This is a genomic window from Streptomyces blattellae, assembly GCF_009709555.1.
GTDB classification, from domain to species: Bacteria; Actinomycetota; Actinomycetes; order Streptomycetales; family Streptomycetaceae; genus Streptomyces; species Streptomyces blattellae.
In genome coordinates this window covers 150175-161894 of record NZ_WJBG01000161.1, presented here as the reverse complement: position 1 = coordinate 161894, position 11720 = coordinate 150175, and the positions used below count along the sequence as shown (strand labels likewise).

Genomic DNA, 11720 nt, shown 5'->3' with positions numbered 1-11720 from the left:
AGCCACGCCCCCTTACGGCCCCCACTCACCGCTCCTCCCCGGCCCCGGCCCGGCCCTGGGCCCGGCCCTGGGCCCGGCCCTGGGCCCGGCCCTGGGCCCGGCCCTGGGCCTGGGGCTGGGCCACCGAACCGTCCGTCAGCTCTTCACCGACCCCGGCGGCCCTCGAACCGTCAGTCAGCTTCCTCGCTGCCGCAGCCACCGAACCGCCACCTGAATCCTGCAGGGCCGCCGCCCCGGCCCTCGGCCCGTCCCCCGATTCCGCCGCTGGCCCCTTCAACCGCCCCAATCGCCCCACCTGCCCCGACCGTCCCAGCCGCCCCAGCCGCCCCCCGAACTCCCGCAGCACCGCGTACTGCTCGCCAAGAGCCGAAGGCGCCTCACCCACCGGATCCTTGAAGTAAAAGCCGAGTTCGGAGAGCGGGCCGGTCAGACCCGTCTCGTGGGCGCGGGCCACCAGCCGCGCCAGGTCCAGCACGAGCGGTGCCGCAAGGGCCGAGTCGCAGCCCTGCCAGATCGTCTGGAGGATCATCCGCGTGCCGAGGAAACCGTCGAAGGCGATGTGGTCCCAGGCGGTCTTCCAGTCACCGAGGGCGGGAACGTCGTCGATGTGGACCTCGCCCTGTGGGACGCTGCCCAGAGTGTCCGCGAGCACCCGTTCCTTGCCGGAGTTCTTCGCCGCCGCGGCGGCGGGATCCGCGAGCGCGGCACCGTCACCGCCGCCCAGCAGGTTCGTGCCGGACCAGGCCCGGACGGCGAGCGCGCGCTGGGCGAACATCGGTCCCAGCGCCGAACGCAGCAGCGTCTGGCCGGTCTTGCCGTCACGGCCCGCATACGGCAGACCGCTCGCCTCGGCCAGGGCTGCGAGCGAGGGGTGGTGCAGGCCGGTCGACGGCGTGAAGTTGACGTACGGGCAGCCCGCGCGGAGGGCCGCCGCCGCGTACAGGGAACTCGGCGGCAGTGAGGCGCCGGTGGCCGGTGGCTCCGTGGAGGCCACGTTCACCACGACCGCCCGCTCCAGCCCACACCGTCGTACGAAGTCGCGCATGTCCGCGGCGAAGGCGGCGATCAGGTTCTCCTCGTCCCGGCTGTCGCCGGGAGCCGGGCCGCCGGTCCTGATCTCCCGGTCCGCCGCGGTCAGTTCGGACGCGATCGCCGCGGGAAGACCCGGTGGCAGGACGCCGCCCGCCGCGAGGGCTTCGGCGCGCTTCGGCAGGGGGCAGTCGACCGTGTCATGGCCGCCGAAGACGAGTGAGGACAGGGGCGGCAGACCGCAGTCCGTGAAGTCGGGGGTCTCGGTGACCATGCCGGTGGGCGGGTGCAGGCCCGCGGTCACGGCAGCACACCCCGCGACGACGGTTGTGGCCACGGAGCCGCGGGCTCCGATCAGCCATACGCCCACGCGAATGGGGCGGGATAGGGACGCGGACATGGGCAGCAGCCTCCTTGTCGTACACGAACACCGAGCGCGAACACCGAGCGCGAACACCGCACGCCAACCACCGCACGCCAACCACCGTGCGCGAACCGCCGTGCGCGCAACCCGGCACAAGCAGGGGAGACGGCGGGCGGGGGTCCGGCGTCCCCCGCCCGCCGCCGTTCAGTCGCCCGGAGAGGCCGAGGTCTTTGGCCCCTTCGCGGGCAGTTCCTTGATCCGGATGTCGCGGAAGGACACCTGGTCGTCGGCTCCGTGGTTCTGGATGCCGACGTGTCCGTCGCGCAGGCTCCGGGCCGGATCGGTATTGGTGAAGTCGTTGATCTGAACGCCGTTGAGCCAGACGCGGAGGCGCTCGCCCTCCACTCGGATCTCGTACGTGTTCCACTCCCCCGGCGGGTTCAGCGCGCGGTCGCGCTTGGCCAGGTCGGCGGACTGGGAACCGTAGACGGACCCGGTCGTCCGCTCCGGTACGTCCGTGGCGTCGATCTGGACCTCATAGCCGTTGTCGACAGCCGACCACGGATCGTCCGAGGGTGGAAATCCCACGAATACACCAGAATTGTCGTCTCCGTCCACCTTCCAGTCGAGCTTGAGTGAGTAGGCGCCGAAGCCCTGGGCGGGGTACCAGAGCATGCCGAGGCCGCCGGTCGTCGTGAGCGTGCCGTCCTCGTTCAGGACGAACGAACCCGGACCCGCCTGCTTCCAGTCGGCCAGTGACGCGGACGTGCCGTCGAAGAGCGGGCGGTAGCCGTTCTCCGGGCGGCAGTCGGCCTGGGCGTCGCCGACGATCCAGCGCAGCCCGCCCAGCAGATGCTGCCGGAAGGCGGGTTCGGCGTAGGACTCCTTGGTGTGGCCGCCGCCCGTGTAGAAGGAGCGGCCCCCCTGGTACTGCTGGCACCAGGCGATCGGATGGTCGCCGTCCATCGTGCCGCCGGTGTACGACGACTCGTCCAGCGAGGCGAGGACATGGGCCCGTTCCCGGGGGTTGGAGCGGTAGTTGTACCACTCGTCTGTCCGGTCCCAGGTGGCGTTCAGACCCGCGGTCGCGGGGTGCGCACGGTCCTCGACCCGCACCGTCGCGCCCTGGATCGCCGGGTGCGACTCGAAATACGCGCCGGCGAGACCGCCGTAGAACGCCCAGTCGTACTCGGTGTCGGCCGCCGCGTGGACGCCCATGTAGCCGCCGCCGTGCCGGATGTAGCGTTCGAAGGCGCGCTGTTGGGTGCCGTTCAGGACGTCCCCGGTCGTCGAGAGGAAGACCACGGCGTCGTAGCGCCGCAGGTTCGACGGTGAGAAGGCACCCGCGTCCTCGGTCGCGTCGACGGTGTAGCCGTTCGCCGCGCCGAGTTCCTTGAGCGCTGCCACCCCGTCCGGGATGGAGTCGTGGCGGAAGCCCGCCGTCTTGGAGAAGACCAGCACCCGCCCGGAGTCGGCGCCGGAGTCCGACGCGGCCGGCCCCGAGACACAGCCGAGGGCCAGTGCCGCGACCGCGACCGCGGTTGCCGTGCGGCTGGTTGATCGCATCACGCCTCCTCTCAGCCCGTGGTGAAGGTGAAGTCGTCCACGTCGTACAGGGCGCCGGTGCCGCTGCCCTTGAAGACCAGGTAGAGCGTGGTCGTGGAGCGGGGTGCGCGGGGCAGGTCGGCGGTGACGTCCTGGAAGTTCTCCCAGCCGCCGGTCACCGGCACGGTCGCCTTGCCGAGCAGCGGACCCGCGGCCGAGCCCGCGCGGATTTCGAGCGTGCCGCCGGCGCCGCCGGAGGAGACGCGTGCGGTCATCTGGCGGGCGTTGCTCAGGACGTACGGCGAGAACGAGATCCAGTCGCCGTCGTGGATGTCCCCGACCGTCTTGCCGCCGTTCGCCGGGGCTTTGTTGATGACCGAGACGCCGGAACCGTTGTCGAAGTGCTCGGCCTGGCGGTGCTCGGGCTGGAGGGCGCTCTGGTCGTGGGTGGTCAGCGGGGCCTGGCCGCCGCCTCCGCCGTCGGTGTACTCGGCGTCCATGACGCCGAATATGTTGGCGTTCGGGTCGTGGCCGCCGTCCGCGCTGGTCTGGATGGTGCCGCTGCAGCCGTTGGCCGAGGTCTGCGGGTGGCCGTGGCTGTCGTGGCCGAGGATGAAGGTGACCTTGACCTTGGAGCAGTCGACGGCCCGGCCGTCCTCACGGTCGGTGACCTTCACCCTGAACGGGATCGCGTCACCGAAGCTGAACAGCTGTCCGTCCCGCGGAAGTTCCAGCACCACCTTCGGCGCGGTGTTGCCCACCACGACCTGCACGCTCGCGCTGCCGGTCCGGCCGCCGGCGTCCTTGGCGGTCACCGTCGCGGTGTAGGTCCCGTTCTTCTTGTACGTGTGCGAGGGGTTCGCCGCCGTCGACGTGGAGCCGTCGCCGAAGTCCCAGCTGTAGGTGAGCGCGTCGCCGTCCTGGTCGCTCGTGCCCTCGGACGAGAAGCGCACCTTCAGCGGTGCCTGACCGGACGTCACGGAAGCGGACGCCTGCGCCACCGGGGAGTGCCCGTCGGTCGCGTTCTCGATGCGGTACAGCCCGGAGTTCTCGTTGCCGCCGAACCACGCGGTGCCGTAGTCGAGGACGTACAGCGCGCCGTCCGGACCGAAGGCCATGTCCATGACCTGGGTGCCGGTCCACGGGATGTCGTTGATGGACTGCACGGTGCCGCTCGCATCACTCTCGACGCGCTTGATCCAGCGGCGGCCGAACTCGCCCGCGAAGAAGTCGCCGTCGTACGCCTCCGGGAACTTCACCGGCGAGTCCAGCTCGGGGTCGTAGTGGTAGACCGGGCCGCCCATCGGGGACTCGGAGCCGTCGCCGAACTCGGGCAAGGACCCGCCGTCGTACGGGATCCAGGCGGCCTGGGCCGGCGGCAGGTCGGTCAGGCCGGTGTTGTTCGGGGACGTGTTCTTGGGCGCGCTGCAGTCGAAGGTCTCGCCCGAAGCGCCGGTCGCGAAGTCGTAGTCGACGTAGGCGTCGTTGTCGCCCGTGCAGTACGGCCAGCCGAAGTTGCCGGGGCCGGTGACGCGGGCGAACTCGACCTGGCCGGCCGGTCCGCGCGCCGGGTCCGCGGCGCCCGCGTCGGGGCCGTAGTCACCGACGTAGAGGATGCCCGTCTCCTTGTCGACGCTGAAGCGGAACGGGTTGCGGAAGCCCATCGCGTAGATCTCGGGCCGCGTCCTGTCCGTGCCGGGTGCGAAGAGATTGCCGTCCGGGATCGAGTACGAGCCGTCGGGGTTGACCTTGATGCGCAGGATCTTGCCGCGCAGGTCGTTGGTGTTCCCGGACGAACGCTGGGCGTCGAAAGCGGGGTTACGGTTGGACCTCTCGTCGATGGGCGTGAACCCGTCCGACTGGAAGGGGTTGGTGTCGTCACCCGTCGACAGGTACAGGTTGCCCGCCGCGTCGAAGTCGATGTCACCGCCGACGTGGCAGCACAGGCCGCGGGAGGCGGGGATGTCGAGGATCTTCGTCTCGCTGGCGGTGTCGAGGGTGCCGTCCGTCCTCAGCACGAAGCGGGAGAGGCGGTTGACGCCGTCGAAGGGGGCGAAGTCGGCGGCGGTGCCGGTCTCGGGGGCATCGCCCGCCGGGGTGTTCATCGAGGGTGCGTAGTAGAGGTAGATGAACCGGTTGTCGGCGAAGCCCGGGTCGACGCCTACGCCTTGGAGGCCTTCCTCGTCGTGCGAGTAGACGTCGAGTTTGCCGGCGAGCTTGGTGTTGCCCGCCGCGTCGGTGACGCGGAGTTCGCCGTCGCGGGAGGTGTGCAGGACCGAGCGGTCCGGGAGGACGGCGAGCGACATGGGCTCGCCGACCTCCGGCTCGCCCTTGGCGAGGGTGACCTGCTGGAAGTCCTCGGCGGCCACCGAGGGTTCGGCGCCGGCGGGGGGCGCTACGAGGGTGAGGGACGCGCCTGCCAGCAGTGCCCCGCTGAGCAGGGCGACCGCCTTGCGGAAGGACGGGCGGCGTCGTCTTTGGGTCTCGTTTCTGCCGGTGCCTGTGGTGCGATCGTTCGCGTGCACGGGTGCCTCCATGATGGGGCCGGTTGTCCATGCGGGTGCCTTGCGCCGGGGTGCGCCGTCACCCCGGAGAAGTCGGGAAGCTTCTTTGTGAAGAGACTCGGTTGCTCCTTGTGCGGAGACTCGGCTGCTCCTTGTGCAGAGACTCGGCTGCTCCTTGTGAAGAGGCTCGGTTGCTCCTTGTGCGGAGACTCGGCTGCTCCTTGTGAAGAGGCTCGGTTGCTCCTTGTGCAGAGACTCGGCTGCTCCTTGTGAAGAGGCTCGGCTGCTCCTTGTGCAGGGGCTCAGTTGCCGAAGGCCGCGTCGAAGGAGGCCGACGGCGGCTCGAAGTCGTAGGCCTTGAGGCGGGTCAGGGACTCGGGTGCGCCCTGGAGCCGGTCCATGCCGGCGTCCTCCCACTCCACGGAGATGGGGCCCTGGTAGTCGATGGAGTGGAGCATGCGGAAGACGTCCTCCCAGGGGACGTCGCCGTGGCCCGCCGACACGAAGTCCCAGCCGCGGCGCGGGTCGCCCCAGGGCAGGTGCGAGCCCAGGCGGCCGTTGCGGCCGTCGAGCCGCTTGCGGGCCTCCTTGCAGTCCACGTGGTAGATGCGGTCGCGGAAGTCCCAGAGGAAGCCGACCGGGTCGAGGTCCTGCCACACGAAGTGCGAGGGGTCGAAGTTCAGGCCGAAGGCGGGCCGGTGGCCGACGGCCTCCAGTGCGCGATGAGTTGTCCAGTAGTCGTACGCGATCTCGCTCGGGTGGACCTCGTGGGCGAACCGCACGCCTTCGCTGTCGAAGACGTCGAGGATCGGGTTCCAGCGATCGGCGAAGTCCTGGTAGCCGCGGTCGATCATCGGCTCGGGGGCGGGCGGGAACATCGCGACCAGGTGCCAGATCGCGGAGCCGGTGAAGCCGATGACGGTGTCGACACCGAAGGCCGCCGCCGCACGCGCGGTGTCCTTCATACGGTCCGCCGCCCGTCGCCGTACCCCCTCCGGGTCTCCGTCGGCCCACACCTCGCCCGGCAGGATGGCCCGGTGGCGCTCGTCGATGATGGCGTCGCAGACGGCCTGGCCGACGAGGTGGTTGGAGATCGCCCAGCACTTGAGGCCGTACTTGTCGAGCAGCGCGTGCCGGGACGGGAGGTACGACGGGTCCGCGAGGGCCTTGTCGACCTCGAAGTGGTCGCCCCAGCAGGCCAGTTCGAGTCCGTCGTAGCCGAAGTCGCGGGCCAGGCCGCAGACCTCTTCGAGCGGGAGGTCGGCCCACTGGCCGGTGAAGAGCGTGAAGTTCCGCGGCATGGACAGAGGCCTCCTCAGACGGCGATGGGGGTATAGACGGAGTTCTTCTCGGCGCTCTCCTCGACCGCCGCCAGGACGCGCTGCACCTGGAGGCCGTCCGCGAAGGAGGGGTCCGGCTGGCGCCCCTCGGCGATGGCCCGGACCAGGTCGCGGGCCTGGTGGACGAAGGTGTGCTCGTAGCCCAGGCCGTGGCCGGGCGGCCACCAGGCGTCCAGGTAGGGGTGTTCGGGTTCGGTGACGAGGATGCGGCGGAAGCCGGCGTGCGTCGCGGGCTCCGTACCGTCGTGGTACGAGAGTTCGTTGAGGCGTTCCAGGTCGAAGGCCAGCGAGCCGCGCTCGCCGTTGAGTTCGATGCGCAGGGCGTTCTTGCGTCCGGTGGCGTACCGGGTCGCTTCGAAGGAGGCGAGGGCGCCGGAGGGGAAGCGGCCGGTGAACAGGGCGGCGTCGTCGACGGTGACCGGGCCGGTGCCCCCGGCCGACACCGCGGACAGGCCCTTCACGGAGCCGCCCGACAGCGGGCGTTCACGCACGAACGTCTCGGTGAGCGCGGACACCCCGGACAACTGCTCCCCCGCCAGGTACTGCGCGAGGTCGACGATGTGGGCGCCCAGGTCGCCGAGGGCGCCCGAGCCCGCCAGTTCCTTGCGCAGCCGCCAGGTGAGCGGGAACTCCGGGTCGACGAGCCAGTCCTGAAGGTACGTCACCCTGATGTGCCGCAGGCTGCCGAGCTTGCCGTCGGCGATCATCCGGCGGGCGAGCGCCGTGGCGGGCACCCTGCGGTAGTTGAAGCCGACCATCGCCAACCGGCCTCGTCCCAGGGCCTCCTGGGCGGCGCCCGTCATGGCTTGCGCTTCCTCGACGGTGTTCGCGAGGGGCTTCTCGCACAGGACGTGCTTGCCGGCGGCCAGCGCCGCGACGGCGATCTCGGCGTGGCTGTCGCCGGGGGTGCAGATGTCGACGAGGTCGATGTCGTCCCGTTCGATCAGGGCCCGCCAGTCGGTCTCGGCCGACGCCCAGCCGTGCCGGTCGGCGGCGGCGCGTACGGCGGCCGGGTCCCGTCCGCAGATCGCGGTCAGCGCCGGGCGCAGGGGAAGATCGAAGACACGGCCCGCGGTCCGCCAGCCCTGGGAGTGGGCGGCGCCCATGAAGGCGTACCCGACCATGCCGACACGCAGCGGCGGCTTGTCGGGCCCGGCTTCCCCGGCTCCCTCGGGCGGGTTCGGCTGTCCCATGGAGTGGTCCTCCTCGTCGTCGTGGCGCGGTGGGGGGTGGGTCCGAACCCGGTGCGCGGATCGGACCCGGGTGTGCGGGAGCCCACCTACTTGAAGCCGGTGAACGCTTACTTGAAGCCGGTGGACATGTACTGGTCGACGTTGGTCTTGTCGACGACGGCCGAGTACAGCGTCAGCGAGGCCGGGATCTCGAACTCGGCGAGGCCGCCGACGCCCTTGCCCTGGCCGAGCGCGCGGGCGAGGTCGATGGCGGACGCGGCCATGGTGGGCGGGTAGAGGACGGTCGCCTTCAGCACGCCGTCGTCCTGCTTGATCGCCTCGAAGGCGGAGAGCGCGCCCGCCCCGCCGACCATCAGGAAGTCGTCCCGTCCGGCCTGCTCGATGGCGCGCAGGGCGCCCACGCCCTGGTCGTCGTCGTGGTTCCACAGGGCGTCGAAGTCCGGCTGGGCCTGGAGGAGCTGGGCCATCTTGGACTGCCCGGACTCCACCGTGAACTCGGCCGCCTGACGGGCCACCTTCCTGATGTTGGGGTAGTTCTTCAGCGCGTCGTCGAAGCCCTGGGTGCGCTGCTGGGTCAGCTCCAGGTTGTCCAGGCCGGCCAGTTCGATGACGCGGGCGTTCGACTGTCCCTTGAGTTTCTCGCCGATGTAGGTGCCGGCGTTGAGGCCCATGCCGTAGTTGTCGCCGCCGATCCAGCAGCGGTACGCCTGCGGGGAGTTGAAGATCCGGTCCAGGTTGACGACGGGGATGTCCGCGCGCATCGCCTGCAACCCGACCTGGGTGAGCGCCTTGCCGTCGGCGGGCAGCACCACCAGGACGTCGACCTTCTTGTTGATCAGGGTCTCTATCTGGCCGATCTGCGCGGCGGTGTCGTTGGAGCCCTCGGTGATCTCCAGGGTGACGTCGGAGTACCTCTCGGCCCGGCTCTTGGCGTTGTCGTTGATCGCGTTGAGCCAGCCGTGGTCGGCCTGCGGTCCGGCGAAGCCGATGGTGACCTGCTTGCCGGGCTGGTCGTCGGCGGCCGGCTGGTCGTTCGCGGCCGGCTCGTCGTCGCTCGACTCGTTGCTCGTGCAACCCGCGAGGAGGGCTCCGGTGGATACGGCGGCGGCTCCGAAGAGCAGTCCTCTGCGACTGGTGAGATGTGACATATCACTGAACCCTTTCCTCAAGTCGTGCTCGCGGTACGGCGCTGGACCAGCACGGCGGCGACGATGATCGCGCCCTTGGCGATCTGCTGGACGTCGCTCTGCAGGTTGTTCAGGGCGAAGATGTTGGTGATCGTGGTGAAGATCAGGACGCCGAGCACGGAGCCGGTGATGGTGCCGCGGCCCCCGCTGAGCAGCGTGCCGCCGATGATCGCGGCCGCGATGGCGTCGAGCTCGTACAGGTTGCCGTTGGTGTTCTGGCCCGAGCCGGACAGGATGATCAGCAGGAAGGCGGCGATGCCGCAGCACAGTCCGGACAGCAGGTAGAGGTACAGCCGCTGGCGGCGTACGTCGATGCCGGCGAGCCGGGCGGCCTCCGCGTTGCCGCCGACGGCGACGGTGCGGCGGCCGAAGGTGGTGCGGTTCAGGATCAGCCAGCCGATGATCGTGACGACGGCGAAGACCATCACGAGCGGCGGGACGCCGAGGACGTACGAGTCGCGCTCGCCGAGGTCCAGGATTCCCTCCACGGTGACGATCTGGGTGTTGCCGTCGGTGATTTGCAGCGCCAGCCCGCGCGCCGAGGCCAGCATGGCGAGCGTGGCGATGAACGGGACCATCCCGCCGTACGCGATGAGCAGTCCGTTGACCAGGCCGCAGCCCACTCCGACGATCACCGCGGTGAAGAGGATGCCCGCGAAGCCGTACTCCTGGGTGGCGACGGTGGTCGCCCAGACCGAGGCGAGGGCGACGATCGCGCCGACGGAGAGGTCGATGCCGCCGGAGGTGATGACGAAGGTCATGCCGACCGTGACGACGCCGATCACCGAGGCCTGCGTGAGGACGAGTTGGAGGTTGCGGGTGTCGAGGAACTCGTCGGGCTTGGTGATGCCGCCGATCAGGATCAGCGCGGCGAGCACGCCGAGGAGCGAGAGGGTGCGGACGTCGGAGCGGGCCAACACCCCCCGCCAGGCGGGGGGTTCGCTGACCGGGGCCGTCTTGTCGGTGCCGTCCCGGGGCGGGGAGACGTGCTGCGTCATGACGCCGGACTTCCTTCCATGACGAGGTCGAGTACACGGTGTTCGTCGAGCTCACGGGCGGGCGCCTCGTGTACGACACGCCCCTCGCGCAGCACCAGCACGCGGTCGGCGAGGCCGAGCACCTCGGGCACCTCGCTGGAGACCAGCAGCACGCCGAGGCCTTCGTCGGCGAGGCGGCGGATCACCGCGTACAGCTCGGCGCGGGCGCCGACGTCGACGCCGCGGGTCGGTTCGTCGAGCAGCAGCACCCGGCAGCCGCGCAGCAGCCAGCGGGCCAGGACCGCTTTCTGCTGGTTGCCTCCGGACAGGGTGCGGACCGGCGCGGACGGGTTGTCGGGGCGCAGCGACAGCTCGCGTGTCGCGGCCCGGGCCGCGGTCAGCTCGGCGCCGCGGTCCATCCACCCGCCGCGCGAGAAGCGGGACATGGAGGAGACCGACACGTTGCGGGTGACGGACTCCAGCATCAGCAGCGCCTGCGCCTTGCGCTCCTCGGGCGCGAGGCCGAGCCCGGCGCGGACGGCGGCCCGGACACTGCCGGGTTTGAGCAGCCGCCCGTCCACGCGGACCTGGCCCGAACCCGGCCTGCGGGCGCCGTAGACCGTCTCCAGGATCTCGGAGCGGCCGGAGCCGACGAGACCGGCCAGGCCGACGATCTCCCCCGGGTGCACGGTCAGGTCGAGGGGCTCGAACTCGCCTTCCCTGGAGAGACCTCGCACCTCCAGCAGAGGATTCCCGGACACGTCGCGCGAGGGCCGGTCCGGGAAGGCGTACTCGACGTTCCGCCCGGTCATCAGCGCCACGACCTCGCGTGTCGGTGTGGTCTTCGCGGGCAGCCCGCCCGCCACCGCCCGGCCGTCCTTGAGCACGGTCACCCGGTCGCCGATGCGGCGGATCTCCTCCAGGCGGTGCGAGATGTAGACGACGGCCACCTCGTCGGAGGTCAGGTCACCCACGATCCGGAAGAGGTTGTCGACCTCGTCGGGGTCGAGCGCGGCGGACGGCTCGTCCATCACGATGAGCCGTACGTCGTGGGAGAGCGCCCGCGCCATGGACACGATCTGCTGCTGGGCCGCCGACAACTTCCCGACCAGCCGCCCCGGGTCGATCTCCGGGTGCCCCAGTCGCCGCAGCAGCGCGGCCGTCGACTCGCGCGCGGCTCTGCGCCGTACGACGAAACCGGCGGCCGTGGGTTCATGGCCCAGGTGGACGTTCTCGGCCACCGACAGGTGCTCCACCAGGTCGAGTTCCTGGTAGATGGTGGCGATGCCGAGGCGCATGGCGGCGATCGGCGAGCGGAGCGTGACCGGTTCGCCGCGCCAGTGGATCGTGCCGGTGTCCGGCTGGTGGGCGCCGGCCAGCACCTTGATCAGCGTGGACTTCCCGGCCCCGTTCTGGCCGAGCAGACAGTGCACTTCACCGGCCTGGACGTCGAGGTCGACGCCGTCCAGGGCCCGGACTCCGGGGAACGACTTGGTGATGCCGGACATGCTGAGCAGCGGAGGTTCTGGTGCCATGTGGCTTCCCCTTGGCGGGCGTGCGGGCCGGTTGCAGGGCGCGTGC

The 11720-nt window shown here is 70.6% G+C and carries 8 protein-coding genes; all 8 read right to left on the bottom strand.

Annotated elements, in window-relative coordinates; genetic code table 11:
- Window positions 1-25: 25 nt before the first annotated feature.
- A complete protein-coding gene (locus GFH49_RS20155; protein ID WP_230396386.1) occupies window positions 26-1429 on the bottom strand; it encodes an inositol-3-phosphate synthase in 1404 nt (467 codons plus the stop codon).
- Between the two features lie 168 nt (window positions 1430-1597).
- Window positions 1598-2959 carry a ThuA domain-containing protein gene (locus tag GFH49_RS20150; protein WP_155057479.1) on the bottom strand — a complete coding sequence of 454 codons (1362 nt, stop codon included), beginning with the start codon at window positions 2957-2959 and terminating at the stop codon, window positions 1598-1600.
- A gap of 11 nt (window positions 2960-2970) precedes the next feature.
- A complete protein-coding gene (locus GFH49_RS20145) occupies window positions 2971-5463 on the bottom strand; it encodes a PQQ-dependent sugar dehydrogenase (RefSeq protein WP_155057478.1) in 2493 nt (830 codons plus the stop codon).
- Window positions 5464-5744: 281 nt separating this feature from the next.
- Window positions 5745-6743 carry a sugar phosphate isomerase/epimerase family protein gene (locus tag GFH49_RS20140; RefSeq protein WP_155057477.1) on the bottom strand — a complete coding sequence of 333 codons (999 nt, stop codon included), beginning with the start codon at window positions 6741-6743 and terminating at the stop codon, window positions 5745-5747.
- Between the two features lie 14 nt (window positions 6744-6757).
- Entirely contained in the window at window positions 6758-7975 is a 1218-nt protein-coding gene (locus GFH49_RS20135) for a Gfo/Idh/MocA family protein (RefSeq protein ID WP_155057476.1), read from the bottom strand.
- A 107-nt stretch (window positions 7976-8082) separates the two neighbouring features.
- On the bottom strand, window positions 8083-9123 hold the full coding sequence (locus GFH49_RS20130; protein ID WP_155057475.1) for a substrate-binding domain-containing protein: 1041 nt from the start codon (window positions 9121-9123) through the stop codon (window positions 8083-8085).
- 17 nt (window positions 9124-9140) lie between these two features.
- Window positions 9141-10160 carry an ABC transporter permease gene (locus GFH49_RS20125; RefSeq protein WP_155057474.1) on the bottom strand — a complete coding sequence of 340 codons (1020 nt, stop codon included), beginning with the start codon at window positions 10158-10160 and terminating at the stop codon, window positions 9141-9143.
- Window positions 10157-11674, bottom strand: coding sequence for a sugar ABC transporter ATP-binding protein (locus GFH49_RS20120; RefSeq protein ID WP_155057473.1), 1518 nt, complete (start codon window positions 11672-11674; stop codon window positions 10157-10159). Before GFH49_RS20120 ends, GFH49_RS20125 begins: the two co-directional genes overlap by 4 nt.
- Window positions 11675-11720: the final 46 nt, after the last annotated feature.